This window comes from Arthrobacter sp. AIWTK1, assembly GCF_056680535.1.
This window is the reverse complement of the sequence record NZ_CM155287.1, coordinates 2,328,128-2,349,623: the sequence shown is the minus strand read 5'-3', so window position 1 is coordinate 2,349,623 and position 21,496 is coordinate 2,328,128. Positions and strand designations below refer to the sequence as shown.

The following is a 21,496-nucleotide window of genomic DNA, read 5'->3' as shown; positions in this document are numbered from 1 at the left end:
CCTTCTGCTCAACGCTGATTACCGATACCCAGCGTACCTGATACGCTGGGTATCGTGAACATCCTTCCCGTTGACCCCGCCTTTGCCGCGGGCGGAACCTCACCCGGTGGTGAAAAGCCGGGTACCGCGCCGGACGGCACCGCAATTGACGGGCGCGCTGCCCGCTGGCAGTCCCACCGGGAGGAACGCCGCCGTGAACTCATCAAATCCGCACGGAAGGCCGTCCATGCGCTCGGCAGCGATGCTTCCATGGAGGACATCGCCGCCGCGGCCGGCACATCCAAGTCCGTGTTCTACCGGTACTTCGGCGACAAGGCCGGGCTGCAGCAAGCCGTCGGCGAGGTGGTGATAAGCCAGATGCAGCGCCGCATCCAGGAAGCCGCCCAGAGCGCCCAAACTCCCCGCGAGGGACTGCTGGCCATGGTGTCCGCCTACCTTCAGATGGCCGAAACGAGTCCCAACGTCTACACCTTCGTCACGACATACTCGACAGGCGAACCCGGCACGGCCACCGGGGGCATGGCGGCCACGGGCGCCCTGGGCCACTTTTTCGAAGAAGTCCGCGACATGATCGCCCGGCCCATGCGCGCCCATCTTGGTACCGGCAAGGAAGCCGTGATCGGTTACTGGCCCACTGCCGCGATCGGGCTCGTCCGGAATGCCGGCGAACAGTGGCTTGCCACGCCGGAGTCGCCCGGCAAACCTGACCAGGAAACCATGGCACGCCAGATCACCGCCTGGCTGTGCGTCGGGATTGCCCCGGAGCTGGAGACCCTGGACCCCCACAATCCAAACCCTTAGTGAATTGTCAGAACCAAAGAAGGAATCGACATGACTGACGTAGTTGACCGCGCCGCCGGCCAGGCACGCCGCCCCGCCGGGAGCGCACACCACCACGCCGACGCGGCACCCGCCGTCGACGTCGCTGCGCTGGGCGAGCAGCTCCTGGGCAAGTGGGCGCACATCCGCCGGCACTCGCGCGAGCTTTCGGGCCGTCCCGAACTGCATAAGACCGAGGGCCTCACCCACACCGAGCACCGGAAGCGCACGTTCGGCCAGCTCCAGTACCTGGTGGAGAACGGTGCCGTTCACCGTGCTTTTCCCGCATCACTGGGTGGTTCGGACGATCACGGCGGGAACATCGCCGGGTTCGAGGAACTCGTCACGGCCGACCCGTCGCTGCAGATCAAGGCCGGCGTCCAGTGGGGGCTGTTCGGATCGGCTGTAATGCACCTCGGCACCGAGGAGCACCATGCCAAGTGGCTGCCCGGCATCATGAACATGGACATCCCCGGCTGCTTTGCGATGACGGAAACCGGGCACGGCTCTGATGTTGCCAGCATTGCCACCACGGCCACCTTTGACCCGGCCACGCAGGAGTTCGTCATCAACACGCCCTTCCGTGCCGCGTGGAAGGACTACATCGGCAACGCAGCCCTCGACGGACTCGGCGCCGTGGTGTTCGCCCAGCTTGTGACCAACGGCGTGAACCACGGGGTCCACGCTTTCTACGTGGACCTGCGGGATCCGAAGACCAAGGAGTTCCTGCCGGGCATCGGTGGTGAGGACGACGGCGTCAAGGGCGGGCTGAACGGCATCGACAATGGCAGGCTGCACTTCAGTGACGTCCGCGTTCCGCGGGATAACCTGCTCAACCGGTACGGCAATGTTGCTGCCGACGGTGCCTACACCTCCCCCATTGCCAGCCCGGGCCGCCGTTTCTTCACCATGCTGGGCACCCTCGTCCAGGGCCGTGTCTCCCTGGACGGCGCCGCGGTGGCCGCCAGCAAGCTGGCGCTCAAGACCGCCATCCAGTACGCCACTGAGCGCCGCCAGTTCAACGCCTCCTCGCACACTGACGAAGAGGTGCTGCTCGACTACCAGCGGCATCAGCGGCGGCTGTTCACCCGGCTCGCCACAACCTATGCCGCAGGCTTCGCCCACGAGCAGCTGCTGCAGAAATTCGACGACGTCTTCTCCGGCGCACACGACACCGACGAGGACCGCCAGGACCTGGAGACACTGGCCGCCGCACTCAAGCCGCTCAGTACATGGCACGCCCTGGATACCTTGCAGGAGTGCCGCGAAGCCTGCGGCGGAGCAGGCTTCCTGATTGAAAACCGTTTCGCCTCCCTTCGTGCGGACCTGGACGTCTATGTCACGTTTGAAGGCGACAACACCGTGCTCCTCCAGCTGGTGGCCAAACGGCTTCTGGCGGACTACGCCAAGGAATTCCGCAACGTCGACGTCGGGGTGCTGGCACGCTACGTGGTCAGCCAGGCAGCCGGCGCCGCAGTACACCGGACCGGACTCCGCCAGGTTGCGCAATTCATGGCGGACACCGGCTCCGTGCAGAAGGCGGCCATTGCCCTCCGGGATGAGGACACCCAGCGGCTGCTGCTGACGGACAGGGTTCAGACCATGGTTGCCGAGGCGGGGGCAGCCCTGAAGGGAACCAATAAGCTGCCGCAGCAGAAGGCCGCCGCGGCTTTCAACCAGCACCAGCACGAATTGATTGAGGCGGCGCAGGCCCACGCGGAGCTGCTGCAGTGGGAAGCCTTCACGGAAGCGCTGGCCGATGTGAATGACCCGGGCACCAAGCGGGTGCTGACCTGGCTCCGGGATCTGTTCGGACTCTCACTCATCGAGAAGAACCTCTCCTGGTACCTCATGAACGGCCGGCTGTCGATGCAGCGTGCGCGCACTGTGGGCGACTACATCAACCGGCTCCTGGTCAAAATCCGCCCGCACGCCGTGGACCTGGTGGATGCCTTCGGATACGGCCCGGAGCATCTCCGCGCGGCTATTGCGACCGGCGCCGAAAAGACCCGGCAGGACGAGGCACGTGCGTTCTTCCGGACCCAGCGCGCCGACGGCAAAGCCCCTGTCGACGAGAAGGTCCTCATTGCTAGGCAGGCACGTGAGGCCAAGGCACCGCGCCGCTAGGTCCCCGGGCCTTACGGGGTACTGAGGTACGACGACGACGCCGCCCCGCTCAGCGGGGCGGCGTCGTCGTCGTCTATTCGGCTCTAGGCCAGAACCGAGCGGTACACCTCAAGGGTGGTTTCCGTGATGGACTCCCACGAGAAGTGCTCCTCAGCCCGGCGGCGTCCTGCCTGGCCCATCGCACGGGCGCGCTCCGGGTCCGACACCACTTCAGTCAGGGCGGCGGCAAATTCGTCGACGAACTTCTCCGGATCCAGCGGGGTTCCCGTGCCGTCGGTCACCTGCTCCAGCTCCACCAGCAGCCCGGTTTCGCCATGCTGGACAACTTCGGGAATGCCCCCGGTGGCGCTGGCCACGACGGCGGCGCCGCAGGCCATGGCCTCCAGGTTGACGATCCCCAACGGTTCGTAGATGGACGGGCAGGCGAAAGCAGTTGCGTGGCTGAGCACCTGGATCAGTTCGTGGCGGGGAAGCATGCGCTCAATCAGGACGACTCCGCTGCGCTGGCTCTGCAGCTCCTCGATCAGGCGGGCAGTTTCCGCCGCGAGTTCCGGGGTGTCCGCCGCGCCGAGGCACAGGACCAGCTGGACGCCCGCCGGCAGCTTGGCCGCGGCGCGAAGCAGGTAGGGAACACCTTTCTGGCGCGTGTTCCGGCCGACGAACACCACACTGGGCAGATCCGGGTCGATGCCCAGTGCACGGATGGCGTCATCGCCCTCATCGCGGGCCCAGAGTTCGACGTCGATGCCGTTGTGGACCACGCGGACCTTGGCCGGATCGACGTCCGGGTAGCTGCGGAGGATGTCCTGACGCATCCCTTCAGATACGGCGATGATGGCCGCGGCGGCCTCGTAGGCGGTCTTTTCCACCCATGAGGACAAGGCATAACCGCCGCCGAGCTGTTCGGCCTTCCACGGCCGCAGCGGCTCCAGGCTGTGGGCGCTCAGCACGTGCGGGATGCCGTGCAGCAGCGAGGCCAGGTGGCCCGCCATGTTGGCATACCAGGTGTGCGAATGCACAAGGTCGGCTCCCGCGATGTCCGGCACGATGCGCAGGTCCACCCCAAGCGTCTGGACGGCGGCGTTGGCGGCACCCAGATCCTCCGGGACCGAGTAGGACGTCACCTTCGCCCCGTGGTAGTCGGGATCCCGGGGCGCCCCGAAGGCCCGCACCTGCAAATCCACATGCTTGGCCAGCACTCGGCTTAATTCAGCCACGTGGACCCCGGCGCCGCCGTAAATCTCCGGCGGGAACTCTTTAGTCACAATGTCTATTCGCACGATACCCAAGGTAGTCCTTACGGCGTATCTGTTCTAGTGTGAAGGAGTCCGGGCGTGCCGGACTTTTTTGGGGAAGTTACGAAGGCGTACAGGAGCAACCACCATGCCGTTGAATAAGAAAGTCCTGGCTATTGTCCTCGCAGGCGGCGAGGGCAACCGGCTCATGCCACTGACGGCTGACAGGGCCAAACCCGGCGTGCCCTTTGCCGGGAGCTACCGGCTAATCGACTTCGCGCTGTCCAACCTCGTGAATTCCCGCTATCTGCAGATAGTTGTTCTCACGCAATACAAATCCCACAGCCTTGACCGGCATATTTCCGAAACGTGGAGAATGTCCACGCAGCTCGGAAACTACATCGCCTCCGTCCCGGCTCAGCAGCGCGTGGGCAAGAGCTGGTTCCTCGGCAGCGCCAACGCGATCTACCAGTCACTGAACCTGATTCATGACGCCAACCCCGACATCGTGGTTGTGGTTGGCGCCGACCACGTGTACCGCATGGACTTCGCGCAGATGGTTGATCAGCATGTCAAGAGTGGTGCCAAAGCGACAGTGGCCGCAGTCCGCCAGCCGCTGAACATGGCCGATCAGTTCGGCGTCATCGAAGTGGATCAGGACGATCCCCAGAAAATCGCGGCTTTCGTGGAGAAGCCGTCCTCAACCCCCGGACTGGCGGCAGATCCCACCCAGTTCCTGGCGTCCATGGGAAACTACGTTTTCGATGCGGATGCCCTGGTGGACGCCCTGCACGTGGATGCCGAGCGCCTCGACACCAAGCACGATATGGGCGGCGACATCATCCCGTACTTCGTCAATAAGGGCGAAGCAGGCGTTTATGACTTCACGCTGAACGATATTCCCGGTTCCACCGAACGCGACCGCACTTACTGGCGCGATGTCGGCACTATCGATTCCTTTTACGACGCCCACATGGACCTTATTTCCCCCATGCCGGTTTTCAACCTGTACAACTCGGAATGGCCCATCTACACACGGCAGAGCATCTCCCCGCCGGCAAAGTTCGTCCGCGGTCAGGGCAACACCGTGGGTACGGCCCTCGACTCCATCGTGGCTAGCGGCGTGGTGATCTCCGGCGGCATCGTGGAAGGATCAGTCCTGTCCAACGACGTCTATGTGGGAACGGCGAGCCGTGTGGTGGACTCGGTCCTGATGGATAAGGTCCAGATCGGCGAAGGTGCCGTGGTCAACCGCGCCATCATCGACAAGAACGTCAAGGTGCCCGCCGGTGCGGCGATCGGCCTGGACCCGGAGCGCGACCGCGCCCGCGGTTTCAAGGTCACGGACTCGGGTATCACGGTGCTTTCCAAGGGTCAGGCGGTCCCTGAACCGGACGAGGCCGAACGCGCGCTGTCAGCCGCCAACCTCCACCTGGTCCCCAACGCCATCAAGGCGGCAACGGAGAACTACCCGTCTGCCCGGGAATCCGCGGCCAAAGTAGGGGAAGCCCACGCTGCGGCCGTGGGAGTATCCACCACCGACTAGGCGCGCACGCCGCCACCGCTGAACCCTGAGGCAGGCCGAAGGTTTCCCAGGCTGTAAAATTGGACCAATGAACACCCCCGATTTGACGCCTGAGGAGATCCAGGCCTGCCTCAAGGTCCTCAACACCATCCATGCCTACGACGAGGAGCACCCGGACTACGTCTCGGTTCGCCGCGCGACCGGCAAGATGTTTAAGGCTGTCAAACGCCACCGCAGGGTCACCAAGCGCGACCTGATCGCCGAATCCGACCGCGCCGTGCTCGCCCAGACGGCCACGGCAGCGCCCGACCGGATCGATGACGAAACCCGCGGGAACAAGCTGGAGCCCTCTGCCACGGGCAAGGTGGCCGGGCACCTCATCAGGTCCCGCCCGTGCTATATCTGCAAGAACCATTACACCCAGGTTGATGCCTTCTATCATCAGCTGTGCCCCGAGTGCGCCGCGTTCAGCCACAGCAAGCGCGACGCCCGCACGGACCTCACCGGCCGCCGCGCGCTGCTCACGGGCGGACGCGCAAAGATCGGCATGTACATCGCCCTGCGGCTGCTCCGGGACGGCGCCCACACCACCATCACCACTCGGTTCCCGAAGGATGCGGCGCGTCGCTTCGCGGCCATGGAGGACAGCGGTGACTGGCTCCACCGGCTGCGGATTGTGGGCATCGACCTTCGGGATCCCTCCCAGGTGATGGCCCTGACCGATTCGCTCGACGCGGCGGGCCCGCTGGACATCATCATCAACAACGCGGCCCAGACTGTCCGCCGGTCAGGCAACGCCTACAAGCCCCTGGTCGATGCGGAGGACGAGCCGCTGCCGGCAGCCCTCGAGGCTGCCAACGGCGGACCGGAACTGGTGACCTTCGGCCACGCCCATGACAAGCACCCGTTGGCCCTCGCCAGCAGTGTTATGGACCACCCGGTCCTGGCCGGCGACGCCATCACATCCCTGGCCCTTTCCACGGGTTCCGCTTCGCTGGAACGGATAGCCTCCGGCACGGCCATCGACGCCGGTGGACTTGTTCCGGACCTGGCCACTATCAACAGCTGGACCCAGGTGGTGGACGAGGTGGACCCACTGGAAATGCTGGAGGTGCAGCTCTGCAACGTGACTGCGCCCTTCCTGCTGGTGAGCCGCTTGCGTAGCGCCATGAAACGCTCCACCGCGCACCGGAAGTACATCGTGAACGTTTCTGCCATGGAAGGGCAGTTCTCGCGCGCGTACAAGGGCCCTGGGCACCCCCACACCAACATGGCCAAAGCGGCGCTGAACATGATGACCCGCACCAGCGCACAGGAAATGCTGGATTCGGACGGAATCCTGATGACCGCGGTGGATACCGGCTGGATTACGGATGAGCGGCCCCATTTCACCAAGGTGCGGCTCATGGAGGAAGGCTTCCACGCGCCGCTGGACCTCGTGGACGGCGCAGCCAGGGTCTACGATCCAATCGTCATGGGCGAAAACGGCGAAGACCAGTACGGCGTCTTCCTCAAGGACTACAAGCCGAGCCCCTGGTAGCCGGCGCTTCCCGGCCGATAGCAGACGCTGCCGGGGTGTCGCTAGGGGCCCTATGGCCCTAATGGGCATGCCGGAGGGACCGTAACGTGGGTTTACATGAACACCATGACGCCGCCCGAGGGCCAGCTGTCCATTGACCAGTGCTGGGTTATGCTCGACACCGAGGTGGTCGGGAGGATCGCGCTCATTGTTGATGGCCACCCGGAAATCTTCCCGGTAAATTTCGTGCTCCAGCGCCGCACTGTCGTCTTCCGGACGGCCGGCGGAACCAAGCTGTGGGCAGCCATGACGGCCAAGCCCGTGGCTTTCGAAATCGACGGCTATGACGCCCATGAAGAGATGGCCTGGAGCGTGGTTGCCCGCGGCGAAGCCGAACTCATCGAAACCCAGGACGAGAAGGACGAAGTGGACGCCCTGTTCCTGGAGCCGTGGCAGCCGGGTGACAAGGACTACTACGTTCGGCTGGCGCCCAAGGCACTCACTGGCCGACGGTTCAAGGTCAAGAAGCCGGATATGTGGAACACCCGGCTGTCCGATCCCCGGCGCGCCGCGTTCGAGTAGCCCCCTTCGCTACGAACCGTCAGCGCTTTTCGGGAGTGTGCACCACCAGTACCGGGCAATGGGCGTGGGCTACGCAGGCAGAACTTACCGAGCCCAACAATAGGCCTCCAAAGCCACCGTGGCCCCGCCTTCCGACCACTAGCATGTCGGCGTCCCGGCTGGCGTCAATGAGGGTATGCCTCGGATGCCCCTGCACGAGCTTGGTCTCGACGTTCGGCGGTGTTTCCGTCCCGAATGCCTTGGCTACTGTTTCCTGGAGGATCTCCCCGGCACGCACGTCGAAGTCGTTGATTCCCATGGCCACGTAGCCGTCGTACACGGGCGGGTAGTCCCAGCACGCCAGCGCAACGAGGTGTGCATCAAGTTTGTCGGCGAGGCCCTGTCCCTGCTTCAGGGCTTCCACCGAGGCTTCTGAACCGTCGACTCCAACAATGATCGTAGGGACGTCCTTGGCCTCATTCATGTCTTCCCCTTTCGAGGGCGGCTTTCGCGGGAGGACCCCGGCGGGCAGGCAGGTGTCCTTCAAGGCTGTGTGCCACGACCCGGAGTTGCTAGGGCCTAAAGTCATGGCCGCGGCGGGTCCAAGGACCCTTGTTGCAGGTGGCACCGTCAACGAGAATTGCAGAGCCGGATGACGGAAACCGGGTCCGGACAGAGATAATGGGATCTGCACCGCACCGGCAAGCCGGTTGCGGACCGATTATGGCAGCTCCGGCCGCCGGACAGGAGGACCATGATTCCTCGGGCAGACCAAGGTCCCTCCATGCAGGACATACACACTGACCTCATCCGTGTGTTCATTCTCGACGATCACGAACTGGTCAGGCGGGGCCTCCAGGAGCTTCTGGAAGGCGAGGGTTTCCAGGTAGTGGGCAGCTCGGGTTCCGCTGTCGAGGCAACGCGGCGCATTCCTGCATTGCATCCTGATGTCAGCGTGCTCGATGCCCGGCTTCCGGACGGGACGGGCATAGAAGTGTGCCGCGACGTCCGGTCCGTGGACCCCAACCTGAATTGCCTCATCCTGACGAGCTTCGACGATGAGCAGGCCCTTCGGGGTGCTGTCCTCGCCGGCGCCCGCGGATACGTCCTGAAGGAGATCGGCGGTACCGACCTCATCGGGGCACTGCGCCGTGCGGCTGCCGGTGAGTCACTGTTCGACGACGGCGTGGCGGCGAGCATCGTGGAAAGCCTCGTCGCACCCCAGCAGGTGGACCCGCGGATTGCCGGCCTCACCCCCCAGGAAAGGCGCGTTCTGGAGCTGGTGGGCGGCGGCCTCACCAACCGCCAGATCGCTGCGGAAATGTTTCTGGCGGAGAAAACCGTCAAGAACTACGTGTCCTCGCTGCTGGCAAAACTGGGCTTCGAGCGGCGCACGCAGGCCGCGGTGTATATTGCCAACAACTCTGTCCCGGCGCCGTCAGCTACCGGGCACCCCGGCGGGGCCCATTCTGCCGCTGCCCACGCCGGCAACGACGCCGACGGGTACCGGCGCTAAAGCGGAACCGACCACTCCAGGCTGGTTCCAGTGTCCGGGGCCCCGGTGACGGTGCAGGTGCCGTGCAGCATCCTGGCACGCTCCTCCATGTTGTTCAGTCCGTTTCGCTTGACCGAATCCTTGAAGCCGCTGCCGTTATCGGTCACCAGGACGGTCATCCTGCCGTCCAGGGCGGAGACGGAAACCTCGATCGAATCAGCTCCAGAATGGCGGATGGCGTTGCTCAGCCCTTCGGACACAACGGCCACCACATGGTCGGCCTTGTCCGGGAGGACGGAATCAATCGGTCCTTCCAGGTTTAGCCCCGGTGCGAAGGGCATGGACTTGGCGGCACTCCGCGTCACACTGCGAAGCCGCCCGCTCAGCAGTTCGGCATCGCCGTTGCCGGTCCTGAGCGAGTAGATAGTGTCGCGGAGGCTGCGGATGGCTTCGTCCAGTTCCCCGGTGATGGCACGAATGCGTTCCAGCGCCAGATCTTCCTTCGTGAATCGGTTCAGGCTCTGGACGCTCAGGCCAGCGGCGAAGAGCCGCTGGATCACGAGGTCATGGAGATCGCGTGCAATCCGGTCCCGGTCGGTGAAGACCAGCAGTTCTTCCCGCAACCGGTGGACCCGTGCCAGTTCAAGTGCCAACGCCACGTGGGAGCCGAAAACAGCGCCCATCTCCACATCCGTCCGGCCGAAGGGGCCGGCCGCGGCGTCCCTGACGAGGAGGAGCAGTCCGTGATGGGCGCCCTGGGTGCTGAGCGCCACTGCCAGGAGCGGACCGGCCACTGTCCCCTCCAGCACTCCCAGCACGTCTGCGGCATTGTCCATGAGCACCGGCTCGCCGCCGGCAAGCACCCCCTGGAGCGCTTCGGAATCCAGGCAAAGAGGCAACCCGGCGAACAAATCCGCATCTTCGCCGTCGGCCCCCGCCACCACGTGGCCAACCTCGTCCGCCGAGGGTTCCACGATCAGGGCCAGCCGGGACCCGGACTCCCGCAGCGCCCGGCCGGCAATGGGTCCAAGGCCGGCCGACGACGCCGGGTCGGTCCCCAGCATCAGCCCGGCGACATCCATGCAGGCCTCAAGCCATTGTGCCCGCCGCCGGGCGTCGTCATAGAGCCGGGCATTCTCGATGGCGACGCCGGCAGCGGCCGCGAGGGCGACGGCCAGCTCCTCGTCCTCGACCGTGAAGTCCCCGCCGCCCTCCTTTTCCGTCAGATACAGGTTGCCAAACACAACATCCCGCACCCGGACCGGAACTCCGAGGAAGGACTGCATGGGCGGATGGTGCGCGGGAAAGCCGTAGGCCTCGGGGTGGCTTCGCAGGTCGTGGAGCCGCAGCGGCTTCGGATCGGAGATCAACAATCCCAGGACGCCATGGCCCGTGGGGAGGGGGCCGATCCGCTTGGCCAGCTCGCCGTCAATCCCGACCGTGATGAAGTGGCTGAGGGCGCGGTCGTCGCCGATGACGCCCAATGCCCCGTAGCGGGCGCGCAAGAGCTGGCAGGCGGACTGGACGACGCGCTCCAGGACGGCATCGAGGCTCAAATCCTCCGCGACAGCCACGACGGCCTCAAGCAGGCCGCCCATGCGCTCCTGGAACTGGAGGAGTTCACCGGCCCGGGCGACGAAATCCTTAAGCAGGTCTTCAATCCTCGTGCCGCTCGCAGCCGTGTATCGTTCGGGACTGTCGCCATCGGCATGCATATCCACAACCCAACTCCTGACCGCGTACGGCCGCTCAGGCGGCGTGAGGCCAGAATACCGTTAAGCCTTTCATCGTGGGATGAAGCCTGCCGTTTTCTGCGTCATGGGGACCTTGGGCCCTAGCTTTCCGGAGGTTCCCTGGCTTAGGCTCGGCGTCATGAGCACTGATCCGAAACCCGGCGCTGACCACCCCCACGAGGTCGAAAACCTCGACAACCATGAATGCTGGCGTTTGCTGCGCAGCGTCTCAGTGGGCCGGCTGGCCGTGTGGGTCGAAGACCATCCGGACATTTTTCCCATCAACTACAAGGTGGACCACGGAACTCTGGTGTTCCGCACCGCGGACGGCACCAAGCTGCAGGCAGCCACCGGCGACACACCGGTCGCTGTGGAGGCTGACGGCGTCGACGCGGACACCGGTATCGCCTGGAGCGTCGTGATCAAGGGACAGGCAGCCCCGGTCAAGAACCAGCAGGAGGTTCTCGACACGGTGGGACTGCTGCTCTTCCCCTGGCAGGCCGGCAAGAAAGAGCACTTCGTCCGGATTACCCCGGATATCGTCACAGGCCGGCGTTTCAAGGTCACTCCCCCGTTGACCTGGTGGACGCCGCTGGACGACGCCACCCGGTCCGGCTACGAGTAGGCCTCCCGGCCTACGCCAGGCGGGTGATTTCCACGCTCACGTTGAGTGCGGAACCGCCGCCGCCTGACAGGATGCCCTTGAGAGGCGGCACGTCCCGGTAGTCGCGGCCGCGTGCCACGGTGACATGGAAGTCACCGGCCGGCTTGTGGTTGGTCGGGTCCCAGCTGCGCCATTCACCGTCCCACCATTCCAGCCACGCATGGGACTGGCCGGCCACCGTTTCGCCGATGTCCGCCGTCGAACGCGGGTGGAGGTAACCGGAGACGTACCGTGCGGGAATGCCGCAGCTGCGGAGCGCCCCGACAGCGAGGTGCGCCAGGTCCTGGCATACCCCCTGGCGCTGGCCCCAGGCCTGCGCGGCATTGGTGGTAACCCCGGTGGAGCCCTTCATATAGGTCATCTCCCCGCGCATCCATTCGAAGATGGCCATGGCTGCCCCGTGCGGGTTCCTGCCCTCGACGATCCCCGGAATGATGCCGAGGACTTCGTCCCCGGGACCGCTCAGCCGGGACTGCGGGATCCAGTCGCTGAACTGGTTGAGCGTCTCGGGCGCCTGCAAAACGTCCCAGGAGACGATGTCGCCCTCGGCCGGAACACGCTCCACACGGTGGACTTCCACCGTGGTGGTGGCAACCACCTCGAGGTACTCGTGCGGCATCTGCATGTCGAAGGCGGTAACACGCGTACCCCAGTAGTCGCGGTAGCTGCTGACAGCGGCCTGCGACGGCGCAACCTTCATGGACGATTCCAGCACCACCTGCTGCGGATCCGTCAGCGGGGTCATGCGGGCTTCGTTGTACGAGAGCGTTACGCGCTTGTTGTACTTGTAGCCGGTCTTGTGGATGATACTCAGCCGGGTCATGAAACTTCTCCCACCCAGGCCAGTTCGTCCGCCTGATTGAAGTACTTACGGGAAATTGCGTCGGAAGCCTGCGACACAGCCTTCTGGACGCGCTCCATGTGCTCCGGCAGTTCAGACATGAGGTCGTCCGTGCGGTGGAACTCCAGGAAAGTGCGGGCCTGTCCCACAATCCGGCGTGCGTCGTTAATGAACCCGACGCGCTGCGCGGACGGGTCAAGCTTCGCCAGGCACTCGTCCGCGTCCCGCAGGGCGTAGACGATGGAGCGCGGGAACAGCCGGTCCAGCAGCAGGAATTCGGCGGCATGCTGGTCGCCGAAAGCAGCCCGCCGGGTCCGGAGGAAGGACTCGTAGGCGCCGGCGCAACGGAGCATGTTCACCCAGGACATGCCGGCGGAGAGCACGTCGCGGGTGGAGAGCATGCGGGCCGTCATGTCGGCGCGCTCCAGGGAGCGGCCCAGGGCGAGGAACAGCCAGCTGTCATCGTGGCTGACGGTGGTGTCCGCCAGGCCGCTCACCATGGCCGTGCGTTCCAGCACCCAGTGGCAGAACCGGTAGGTGCCCACTACGTCCTTGCGATGCTGGTTCAGGCCGTAGTACGTCGTGTTCAGGCTTTCCCACAGCCCGGAGGAAACCGTTTCGCGGGCACGGCGGGCGTTTTCGCGTGCAGCACCGAGCGAACCGGCGATCGACGTGGCGCTCTGTTTGTCGTAGGCGAGGGCGTGCAGCAGCTCCTCGAGGCCGAACTCGTCACTCTCGGGCCGGGCTCCCATGACTGCCAGGAGTTCCCGGGCCACTTTGTCCCGCTCCTCCGTGGGCAGGTGGTTGAGCCGCTCAAGGTGGACATCCAGGATGCGGGCGGTGCCATCCGCCCGCTCCACATAGCGGCCGATCCAGAATAGGGACTCGGCAATACGGCTAAGCATTTACGGCTACCTCCTGCGGGTCCGAAATCTGCATGAACAAAGATGGAAAATCTGATGCGGGCTGCACCGGCGGGCGGCGGCTCACTGCTGCTGCTCCGTCTGGCGGTCGCGCCAGTTGCTTTCGACCGGCCACACCGAAACCCGCTCCCGGACGGTAATGGACGGCCGTGGCAGGGCTTCGACCGGAACCTCCGGGGAGTCAGAGAGCACCCAGGTGTCCTTGGAACCGCCGCCCTGGCTGGAGTTGACGATCAGCGAGCCCTCCTTGAGGGCCACGCGGGTCAGCCCGCCGGGAAGCACCCAGACGTCGTCGCCGTCGTTGACGGCAAAGGGCCGCAGGTCAACGTGCCGAGGGCCAAACTTATCACCGCTGAGGGTGGGAACCGTAGACAGCTGCAGGACCGGCTGGGCAATCCAGCCGCGGGGATCGGCGATGACGCGCTTGCGCAAGGCTTCGAGTTCGTCCTTGGACGCATCCGGCCCGATGACCAGGCCCTTGCCGCCGGAGCCGTCCACCGGCTTGACCACCAGCTCATCCAGCCTGTCCAGGACGTGCTCCCGCGCTTCCTTCTCCTCCAACCGGAAGGTGTCCACGTTGGCGATGACCGGCTCTTCGTTGAGGTAGTAGCGGATGAGGTCCGGCACGTAGCTGTAGACGAGCTTGTCGTCAGCGACACCGTTGCCCACGGCATTGGCGATGGTCACGCCGCCGGCGCGGGCCGCATTCACCAGGCCGGGACAGCCCAGCATGGAGTCGGCGCGGAACTGCAGCGGATCGAGGAAGTCGTCGTCGATGCGCTTGTAGATGACGTCAACGCGCTGTTCGCCGGCGGTGGTCCGCATGTACACCCTGTTGCCGCGGCAGATGAGGTCCCGGCCCTCCACGAGTTCCACGCCCATGAGCCCCGCCAGCAGCGTGTGCTCGAAGTATGCGCTGTTGAACACGCCGGGGGTAAGGACCACCACCGTGGGGTCGTCGACTCCGGACGGCGCCGTCTTGCGCAGCGCGGAAAGCAAGCGGCGCGGGTACTCCTCCACCGGCCGGATCAGCTGCTGGCCGAATGCTTCAGGCAGGCCCTTGGCCATGGCCCGGCGGTTTTCCAGCACGTAGCTGACGCCGGACGGTACACGGACGTTGTCTTCGAGCACCCGGAAGGTTCCCGCAGCGTCACGGACGACGTCGATGCCGGAGATGTGGACGCGGACGCCGCCGGCCGGCTCGAAGCCGTGGACCTGGCGGTGGAAGTGCGCGCTGGTGGTGACGAGCTGGCGAGGAATGACGCCGTCAGCCACCACTGTCATCTTGTCGTAGACATCGTTAAGGAACGCTTCGAGGGCGCGGACCCGCTGGGCCACACCCTTCTCCAGGACGGTCCATTCGTCGGCGGGGATCACGCGGGGGACGATATCCAGCGGAAACGGGCGTTCCTCCCCCGCGAAGTCGAACGTGACACCGCGGTCCAGGAAGGTGCGGGCCATCGAATCGGCCCGGGCGGTGACATCGGTGAGGGAAAGCTCGCGGAGAGCCCCGGCGACCTGCCCGTAGGACTTCCTGGCTTGTTGGCCGGGGGTGAACATCTCGTCATAGGCGCCGGTGCGGCCGGCGGCCTCGGAGTAATCCTGGAATAGGTCAGACATGGTCATTAGCCAACCACCTTTTTGTTTCGAATTCATTACTGATGCCCATTGTGGCGTGTTGGAGCCACCCCCTCCGGTTCGTGTTTTTCCGCATTGTTCCGGCAAAGTATGTGAGTGCCATTGCCCAGATTCCCCGCCGCCCCCCAAGGACGGATCTCCGCACGGATCCCACCCCTCGTGCCGGGGCTGCTCACTGCCGTTCTCGCCGTCGGGGTGGCCTTTACCGTACACGCAATGGTGCCGGTCCTGCCTGCCATGACCGTCGCCGTCGTACTGGGCCTGCTCGCCGCGAACCTTCCGGGCACGGGAACATGGGCGGCAGGGCGGGCGCGCCCCGGGCTCGACTTTGCCGGCAAGCACCTGATGAGGGCCGGCATTGTGTTCCTGGGACTGAAAGTCAGCGTCATGGATGTCCTCGGCCTCGGCTGGCAGTCGCTGCTGCTCGTCACCGGCGTTGTTCTGGCAAGCTTCGCCGGAACCTACGGGATATCGCGGCTGTTCCGCCTGCCTCGCGATGCATCCCTGCTCATCGCCACCGGTTTCTCGATCTGCGGCGCCTCCGCCATCGGTGCGATGGCGGCGGTCCGCAGGATCCGCCACGTTGACACCGTCCTGCCGGTAGCGCTGGTCACCCTGTGCGGCACGCTGGCCATCGGCGTCCTGCCGCTCCTGCTGCACCCCTTGCAGCTCACTCCTGAGGTGTTCGGCGCCTGGACCGGGGCGTCGGTGCACGACGTCGGCCAGGTGGTGGCCACCGCACAGACCGCAGGAACCGGCGCCCTGGCGATCGCCGTCGTGGTCAAGCTGACCCGGGTGATCCTCCTGGCCCCGATCGTGGCGGCCGCCGGCGTCCACCAGAGGGCGTCCATGGGCCGCGCCGCGAACGAGGCCGCCGCGGGCGGGTCCGGCCGGCGTATGGCTGGGCGGAACGGAGCCGGGCGCACTCACGCAGCCGGGCCGGAATCCCAAACCGACGGCGCCGAGGTCCGGCTGCCGCCGATCGTTCCACTGTTCGTCACCGGTTTCGTGGCCATGGTGGGTTTGCGCTCCACAGGGTGGCTGTCCCCCGGCTGGCTGGAGGCAGCGGCCGCCCTGCAGGACCTGCTGCTGGGCACGGCGCTCTTCGGCCTCGGCTCCGCGGTCCGGGTGCAAACCCTGCTGCATACCGGCGGCCGGGCACTGCTGGCAGCCCTCGCGGCATGGCTGCTCATCGCCGCGCTGGGCCTCGGGGCCGCAGTGCTCATCATGCAGCCGCACTGATCGTTCAACGGCTTCGACAGGTAAAGGCCCCGACAGGTAAAGGCTTCGTCAGCGCCCCCGCGCAGCCTCGGGGATGGTCCGGCCGGGCCCATGATTCAATAGCTTGGTGTCGAATGAGAACCTGCAACGCGATGAAGCGGCAACCCGCTCAGCCCTGATCACCACCCACACCTATGACGTTTCCCTGGACGTCCGCCAGGCGCAGGACCCGGAGGAGACGGGCTATAGGAGCCGCAGCGTCATCACCTTCTCGGCCCGGGAACCCGGCGGATCCACGTTCCTGGACTTCATCAGCAGCGACGTGCACAGTGTCTTCCTGAACGGAAAAGGGCTTTCCGTCGCCGACGTCGTGGACGGATCCCGCATCCGGCTGGACAACCTGCAGGCCGAAAACCAGGTGACCGTCACCGGAACAGCGCTGTACAGCACCTCCGGCGAGGGCATGCACCGCTTCTTCGACCCCGCGGACGGCCAGTGCTACCTCTACACCCAGTACGAACCCGCCGATGCTCGGCGGGTGTTCGCAAACTTTGAACAACCGGACCTCAAAGCGGAATTTACCTTCCACGTGATGGCTCCGTCCGACTGGCAGGTGGCCTCCAACGGCGCCGAGGCCGGCCGCACGCAGCTGACGAGCGACCCTGCCACCAGCCGCTGGGACTTCGCGCCGACGCCGCGGATGTCCACCTACATCACCACCGTGCTGGCCGGGCCCTACTTCAAGGCTGAGGACCACTGGAGCGGAACACTGGAGGACGGCACCGCACTGGAAGTCCCGCTGTCCCTGTACTGCCGCAAGTCCATGGCCGGGTCCTTCGACACCGGGCACCTGTTCCAGCTCACCAAACAGGGGCTCGGCTTCTTCAACAACCTTTTTGACTACCCGTACCCCTGGGGCAAATACGACCAGGCCTTCGTGCCCGAGTACAACCTCGGCGCCATGGAGAACCCGGGGCTGGTCACCTTCACCGAAAACTACGTTTTTACGTCCCGCGCGGCCGATTCCCAGTACCAGGGCCGGGCCAACACCCTCATGCACGAAATGGCGCACATGTGGTTCGGCGACCTCGTGACCATGAAATGGTGGAACGATCTGTGGCTCAAGGAGTCCTTTGCCGACTACATGGGCACCCTGGCCGTGGACCGCGCCACGGACTGGGATACGGCGTGGGTGAACTTCGCCAACAACCGCAAGGCTTGGGCCTACGTCCAGGACCAGCTGCCCACCACCCACCCCATCGTGGCCGACATTCCCGACCTCGAGGCCGCCAAGCAGAACTTTGACGGCATCACGTACGCCAAGGGCGCATCCGTGCTCAAGCAACTCGTGGCCTACGTCGGCTTCGAGGCATTCATCGCCGGCTCCCGCCGGTACTTCCGCGAGCACGAGTACGGCAACACCACGCTGGCCGACCTGCTGGCGGCCCTGGGTGAGGCGTCCGGCCGGGACCTGGCATCATGGGCGCGCCAGTGGCTGCAGACCTCGGGGATCTCAACCGTCTCTGCCACCATCGAAGAGCACGACGGCGTGCTGGGCTCAGTGACCCTCGTCCAGGATGCGGTGGACCCCGCCACGGGACGCCAGGAACTGCGCCCGCACCGGCTGCGCATCGGTCTCTACGACTTCGACGCGGAGGGCCTGCTGGTCCGCGTGGACAGCGTGGAAACAGACCTGACGGGCCAGGGCACGGTGGTGGCTGAACTGGAGGGCAAACCACGTCCGGCGCTCCTTCTGGTCAACGATGACGACCTCAGTTACGTGAAGGTGCGTCTTGATCCCCGCTCCGAAGCGACCGCGCGCGCGTCCCTCGGCGCCCTGCAGGATCCGATGGCGCGGGCGCTGTGCTGGACTGCACTCTGGGATGCGGCACGCGACGGTGTGGCACCGGCGGACCGCTATGTAGCGGCAGTGGAAACCTTCGGCCCTGTTGAACAGGGAATCGGTGTCCTGCTGAACGTGCTGGGCAACGCCTCAACCGCGATCGACCGCTATGTCCCCGCTTCGGAACGGGCCACGGTCCGGGACGGTTTCCTTGACGTGGCGGCCCGGGAACTTGGCGCAGCCCGGCCCGGTTCGGACCACCAGTTGGCCTGGGCGAGGACCCTCGCCGCCACCAGTCGGCAGGCAACAGGCCGCCTTGACCTCGTGAGGGGGATTCTGGACGGTACAACGGTGTTCGAAGGCCTTGCCGTCGACCCGGAGCTGCGCTGGAGCCTGTGGCACGCCCTGGCGGCCAACGGGCAGGCAACGGAGGCCGAACTCGACGCCGAACTTGCCCGCGACACCACGGCTTCCGGCCGCGCCGGCCATGCCACGGCACTCGCAGCCCGTCCGGATGCCGCCGTCAAAGCCGCTGCCTGGGATGCCGCCGTCAAAGGCACCGCGCTCTCCAACCAGCTGCTCAGCGCCACGATCGCAGGCTTCAACACCGCACCTGACGGCTTGCTGGAGCCGTTCGTGGAACCGTACTTCGAATGCCTGGAAGGCGTTTGGGCTGAGCGCAGCATCGAGATCGCCAGCCGGATTGTCCGCGGGCTTTACCCCGCAGGGCAGGACCTGGACGGCGGCAGTCCGGACACGAATGCCGTGATTGTCCTGACGGACGGCTGGCTCGAGGGGCACCCGGAGGCCCCGCGGGCACTGCGCCGCATCATCGTCGAGCAGCGGAGCCACCTGCACCGGGCCCTTTCGGCCCAGGCGGCTGCGGTGCGGCACTCTCCCGCTTCCTAGCACTCCCCGGACCCGGGGGATCTGCTAAGGCACCCGGTGCAGCCACTCCTCGGTGCCGAACTTGGCCGCCACGCGATCATGCGCGGCGGCAAGTTCGGCGTCCGTCAGGACTGACGGTGTGGCCCCGTACCGGCCGCTGAAGACATCCATCATGGCCTGAACGATGTCCGCCCGGGGCAGGCCGGTCTGGCGGCGCAGCGGGTCCACCCGCTTCTTGGCGCTGGTGGTGCCTTTGTCCGAGAGCTTTTCCTTGCCGATCCGCAACACCTCCACCATCTTGTCGGCGTCGATGTCGTAGCTCATGGTGACGTGGTGCAGCATGCCGCCGTTCGCGAGGCGTTTCTGGGCCGCACCGCCGATTTTGCCCTGCTCCGTGGCGATGTCGTTGAGCGGCACATAGAAGGCGCTGATTCCCAGTTTTTCCAGCGCAGCCATCACCCACGCGTCCAGGAACGCGTAGGAATCGGCAAAGCTGATGCCGTCCACGAGGGTCTGCGGCAGGTACAGCGAATAAGTGATGCAGTTGCCCGCTTCCATGAACATCGCTCCCCCGCCGCTGATCCGGCGGACCACGCTGATGCCGTGCCGTGCCACGCCCTCGGGATGGACCTCATTGCGGACCGACTGGAAGCTGCCGATCACCACGGACGGCTCCTCCCAGTCCCAGAACCGGAGGGTGGGATTCCGCCGCCCCGCCCCGACTTCCTCGGTGAGCACCTCGTCCAGGGCGACATTGACATGCGTCGGCAGCACTGACGGGGCGATCACATTCCAGTGGTGGTCAGCCCACCCGGTCGCCTTCGCCAGCGCCCGGCGGACGGCGATGGAGACGGCATCGGCGGAGAAACCAAAAAGGACCGCGTCCTCGGGCAGGGCCGCGGTCACGGCCGCGGAGATATCTGCGGCTGCGGCTGTTTCCGGAAGGCCGGTCAGGGCACGGTTGATGTCCAGCAGCGCTTCGTCGGGTTCCAGGAAGAAGTCACCACTGACGGAAACATGGGCGAAGTGCCCGCCGACGACGTCGAAATCCACCACAACGAGCTTGCCGCCGGGCACCTTGTACTCACCGTGGCGCCGGCCGCCGTCGTCGTGCATGCCGTCCGCCGGACGGCTCTCAAAAGGAGGAAATGTCATGCATCCCATCCTGCCCCACCGTGCAGGTGACCGGAAACGCAAAAGCCCGCACCGTTGCCGGTGCGGGCTTTTCCAATTGACCTTGGGAGAAGAATGTTACTTCTTGCCGCCGAAGCCCTTGAAGCGAGCGTTGAAGCGCTCGACGCGGCCTGCGGAGTCCATGATGCGCTGCTTGCCCGTGTAGAACGGGTGGGACTCGGAGGAGATTTCGACGTCGATGACCGGGTAGGTGTTTCCGTCTTCCCACTCGATGGTCTTCTTGGAAGACACGGTGGACTTGGTCAGGAACTTGACGCCGGAAGCCAGGTCGTTGAATACAACAGCTTCGTACTTCGGGTGGATATCAGACTTCATAATGGGACCTTCGTTCACGCAACTGGATTTTGCCAGTTGCCAGGTATGAATGGGATGCGGCCGAAACACCAGGTGTCCGGACCAACACTCAATCCTAGCCCAAACAGGGATTCGGCACGAATCAGGCGTCAGTCCTTCGGGCGCAGTTCCCAGAACGCGACGGCGGAAGCAGCCGCAACGTTGAGCGAGTCGACTCCGGCCCGCATGGGAATCTTGACGGCGAGGTCCACGGCGGAGAGCGTCTCCGGGCTCATGCCTGCCCCTTCCGTGCCGAGAACCAGCGCGAGCTTGTCCGGATTCCGTGCTGCGAGTTCGTCGAGGTCCACGGCGTCTCCGGTGAGCTCCATGGCGGCCACCGTGAAACCGTGCTCCCGGAGGACGCCAAGATCACCCGGCCACGACTCCAGGCGGGCCCACGGAACCTGGAACACCGTGCCCATGCTCACGCGGACACTGCGCCGGTACAGGGGGTCGCCGCACCGGGGAGACACCAGCACGGCGTCCACGCCCAAAGCGGCCGCGGACCGGAAGATGGCACCCACATTCGTGTGGTCCACGATGTCCTCGAGGACAGCCACCCGGCGGGCACCGGCAAGCAGTTCGGGCAGCGGGACGGGCGACGGACGGTGCATGGCGGCCATGGCGCCGCGGTGCAGGTGGAATCCGGTGATGTCTTCCAGCAGGGCGGCGCTGCCTATGTACACCGGCACGTCCGGGAACCGGTCGAAGACGTCACTGAGGTCCTCAAGCCACTTCTCCGCAAGGAAGAAGGACCGCGGCCGGTGACCGGCCGCCAGGGCACGCCGGAGCACACGCGACGACTCCGCGATGTACATGCCCTCGGCGGGCTCCCGGAGCTTGCGAAGGTGTACGTCCGTCAGGCGGGTGTAGTCGGAAACACGCGGATCGTCAGCGGATTCAAGATAGTGGAAAGTCACTGGAAATCAATTCATCG

The 21,496-nt window shown here is 65.4% G+C and carries 18 protein-coding genes; 9 read left to right on the top strand and 9 right to left on the bottom strand.

Annotated elements, in window-relative coordinates; translation table 11 throughout:
• Positions 1-144 precede the first annotated feature (144 nt).
• Entirely contained in the window at positions 145-801 is a 657-nt protein-coding gene (locus AC1MDG_RS10700) for a TetR/AcrR family transcriptional regulator (protein ID WP_479809078.1), read from the top strand.
• A 30-nt stretch (positions 802-831) separates the two neighbouring features.
• Positions 832-2,946, top strand: coding sequence for an acyl-CoA dehydrogenase family protein (locus tag AC1MDG_RS10695; protein WP_479803846.1), 2,115 nt, complete (start codon positions 832-834; stop codon positions 2,944-2,946).
• An 83-nt stretch (positions 2,947-3,029) separates the two neighbouring features.
• Here the strand turns inward: AC1MDG_RS10695 and glgA are convergent, their stop codons facing one another.
• Positions 3,030-4,226 carry a glycogen synthase gene (gene glgA, locus AC1MDG_RS10690; RefSeq protein ID WP_479803844.1) on the bottom strand — a complete coding sequence of 399 codons (1,197 nt, stop codon included), beginning with the start codon at positions 4,224-4,226 and terminating at the stop codon, positions 3,030-3,032.
• A gap of 103 nt (positions 4,227-4,329) precedes the next feature.
• On the opposite strand from glgA, the gene glgC reads away from it, so the two are divergent.
• From glgC to AC1MDG_RS10675, 3 genes are all read left to right on the top strand, one after another.
• Positions 4,330-5,727, top strand: coding sequence for a glucose-1-phosphate adenylyltransferase (gene glgC, locus AC1MDG_RS10685; protein ID WP_479803842.1), 1,398 nt, complete (start codon positions 4,330-4,332; stop codon positions 5,725-5,727).
• A 67-nt stretch (positions 5,728-5,794) separates the two neighbouring features.
• A complete protein-coding gene (locus tag AC1MDG_RS10680; RefSeq protein WP_479803840.1) occupies positions 5,795-7,246 on the top strand; it encodes an SDR family NAD(P)-dependent oxidoreductase in 1,452 nt (483 codons plus the stop codon).
• A 96-nt stretch (positions 7,247-7,342) separates the two neighbouring features.
• The gene (locus AC1MDG_RS10675) at positions 7,343-7,807 is read left to right on the top strand and encodes a pyridoxamine 5'-phosphate oxidase family protein (RefSeq protein WP_043481570.1); all 465 of its coding nucleotides are present in this window, start codon (positions 7,343-7,345) and stop codon (positions 7,805-7,807) included.
• Between the two features lie 19 nt (positions 7,808-7,826).
• Here the strand turns inward: AC1MDG_RS10675 and AC1MDG_RS10670 are convergent, their stop codons facing one another.
• Positions 7,827-8,270 (bottom strand): universal stress protein, encoded by a 444-nt coding sequence (locus AC1MDG_RS10670; protein ID WP_043481568.1) that lies wholly within the window; start codon positions 8,268-8,270, stop codon positions 7,827-7,829.
• Positions 8,271-8,540: 270 nt separating this feature from the next.
• On the opposite strand from AC1MDG_RS10670, the gene AC1MDG_RS10665 reads away from it, so the two are divergent.
• On the top strand, positions 8,541-9,302 hold the full coding sequence (locus AC1MDG_RS10665) for a response regulator (RefSeq protein ID WP_479808990.1): 762 nt from the start codon (positions 8,541-8,543) through the stop codon (positions 9,300-9,302).
• On the opposite strand, the gene AC1MDG_RS10660 is transcribed toward AC1MDG_RS10665, so the two are convergent.
• On the bottom strand, positions 9,299-10,996 hold the full coding sequence (locus tag AC1MDG_RS10660) for a GAF domain-containing sensor histidine kinase (RefSeq protein WP_479809077.1): 1,698 nt from the start codon (positions 10,994-10,996) through the stop codon (positions 9,299-9,301). The two genes, AC1MDG_RS10665 and AC1MDG_RS10660, sit on opposite strands and share 4 nt — an antisense overlap.
• A gap of 157 nt (positions 10,997-11,153) precedes the next feature.
• Between AC1MDG_RS10660 and AC1MDG_RS10655 the strand changes: the two genes are divergently transcribed.
• A complete protein-coding gene (locus AC1MDG_RS10655) occupies positions 11,154-11,639 on the top strand; it encodes a pyridoxamine 5'-phosphate oxidase family protein (protein ID WP_043481563.1) in 486 nt (161 codons plus the stop codon).
• A 10-nt stretch (positions 11,640-11,649) separates the two neighbouring features.
• On the opposite strand, the gene AC1MDG_RS10650 is transcribed toward AC1MDG_RS10655, so the two are convergent.
• The 3 genes from AC1MDG_RS10650 to AC1MDG_RS10640 all read right to left on the bottom strand — a co-directional run bounded on the left by AC1MDG_RS10650 (position 11,650) and on the right by AC1MDG_RS10640 (position 15,062).
• Complete coding sequence (locus tag AC1MDG_RS10650; RefSeq protein ID WP_479808989.1) at positions 11,650-12,501, bottom strand: transglutaminase family protein; 852 nt, start codon at positions 12,499-12,501, stop codon at positions 11,650-11,652.
• Complete coding sequence (locus AC1MDG_RS10645) at positions 12,498-13,424, bottom strand: alpha-E domain-containing protein (protein WP_043481560.1); 927 nt, start codon at positions 13,422-13,424, stop codon at positions 12,498-12,500. Before AC1MDG_RS10645 ends, AC1MDG_RS10650 begins: the two co-directional genes overlap by 4 nt.
• A gap of 81 nt (positions 13,425-13,505) precedes the next feature.
• The gene (locus AC1MDG_RS10640) at positions 13,506-15,062 is read right to left on the bottom strand and encodes a circularly permuted type 2 ATP-grasp protein (RefSeq protein WP_479809076.1); all 1,557 of its coding nucleotides are present in this window, start codon (positions 15,060-15,062) and stop codon (positions 13,506-13,508) included.
• Between the two features lie 120 nt (positions 15,063-15,182).
• Between AC1MDG_RS10640 and AC1MDG_RS10635 the strand changes: the two genes are divergently transcribed.
• Together AC1MDG_RS10635 and pepN are read left to right on the top strand one after the other, a co-directional pair.
• Positions 15,183-16,322, top strand: a complete 1,140-nt coding sequence (locus AC1MDG_RS10635) for a YeiH family protein (protein ID WP_479809075.1) — start codon at positions 15,183-15,185, stop codon at positions 16,320-16,322.
• A 106-nt stretch (positions 16,323-16,428) separates the two neighbouring features.
• Positions 16,429-19,053 carry an aminopeptidase N gene (gene pepN / locus AC1MDG_RS10630; protein ID WP_479808988.1) on the top strand — a complete coding sequence of 875 codons (2,625 nt, stop codon included), beginning with the start codon at positions 16,429-16,431 and terminating at the stop codon, positions 19,051-19,053.
• Between the two features lie 24 nt (positions 19,054-19,077).
• On the opposite strand, the gene lplAB is transcribed toward pepN, so the two are convergent.
• The 3 genes from lplAB to AC1MDG_RS10615 all read right to left on the bottom strand — a co-directional run bounded on the left by lplAB (position 19,078) and on the right by AC1MDG_RS10615 (position 21,479).
• Positions 19,078-20,187, bottom strand: coding sequence for a lipoate-protein ligase LplAB (lplAB, locus tag AC1MDG_RS10625; protein WP_479808987.1), 1,110 nt, complete (start codon positions 20,185-20,187; stop codon positions 19,078-19,080).
• A gap of 96 nt (positions 20,188-20,283) precedes the next feature.
• A complete protein-coding gene (locus AC1MDG_RS10620; RefSeq protein ID WP_028267311.1) occupies positions 20,284-20,541 on the bottom strand; it encodes a type B 50S ribosomal protein L31 in 258 nt (85 codons plus the stop codon).
• Between the two features lie 128 nt (positions 20,542-20,669).
• Complete coding sequence (locus tag AC1MDG_RS10615; protein WP_479808986.1) at positions 20,670-21,479, bottom strand: TrmH family RNA methyltransferase; 810 nt, start codon at positions 21,477-21,479, stop codon at positions 20,670-20,672.
• Between the last annotated feature and the right edge of the window lie 17 nt (positions 21,480-21,496).

Bases quoted from the DNA above. Each gene is read 5' to 3' on its own strand.
- AC1MDG_RS10680 (WP_479803840.1), top strand. From the start codon at position 5,795: ATGAACACCCCCGATTTGACGCCTGAGGAGATCCAGGCCTGCCTCAAG.
- AC1MDG_RS10660 (WP_479809077.1), bottom strand. From the start codon at position 10,996: ATGCATGCCGATGGCGACAGTCCCGAACGATACACGGCTGCGAGCGGC.
- AC1MDG_RS10650 (WP_479808989.1), bottom strand. From the start codon at position 12,501: ATGACCCGGCTGAGTATCATCCACAAGACCGGCTACAAGTACAACAAG.
- AC1MDG_RS10640 (WP_479809076.1), bottom strand. From the start codon at position 15,062: ATGTCTGACCTATTCCAGGATTACTCCGAGGCCGCCGGCCGCACCGGC.
- lplAB (WP_479808987.1), bottom strand. From the start codon at position 20,187: ATGACATTTCCTCCTTTTGAGAGCCGTCCGGCGGACGGCATGCACGAC.
- AC1MDG_RS10675 (WP_043481570.1), top strand. From the start codon at position 7,343: ATGAACACCATGACGCCGCCCGAGGGCCAGCTGTCCATTGACCAGTGC.
- AC1MDG_RS10620 (WP_028267311.1), bottom strand. From the start codon at position 20,541: ATGAAGTCTGATATCCACCCGAAGTACGAAGCTGTTGTATTCAACGAC.
- AC1MDG_RS10695 (WP_479803846.1), top strand. From the start codon at position 832: ATGACTGACGTAGTTGACCGCGCCGCCGGCCAGGCACGCCGCCCCGCC.
- AC1MDG_RS10645 (WP_043481560.1), bottom strand. From the start codon at position 13,424: ATGCTTAGCCGTATTGCCGAGTCCCTATTCTGGATCGGCCGCTATGTG.
- AC1MDG_RS10655 (WP_043481563.1), top strand. From the start codon at position 11,154: ATGAGCACTGATCCGAAACCCGGCGCTGACCACCCCCACGAGGTCGAA.
- AC1MDG_RS10670 (WP_043481568.1), bottom strand. From the start codon at position 8,270: ATGAATGAGGCCAAGGACGTCCCTACGATCATTGTTGGAGTCGACGGT.
- glgC (WP_479803842.1), top strand. From the start codon at position 4,330: ATGCCGTTGAATAAGAAAGTCCTGGCTATTGTCCTCGCAGGCGGCGAG.
- AC1MDG_RS10665 (WP_479808990.1), top strand. From the start codon at position 8,541: ATGATTCCTCGGGCAGACCAAGGTCCCTCCATGCAGGACATACACACT.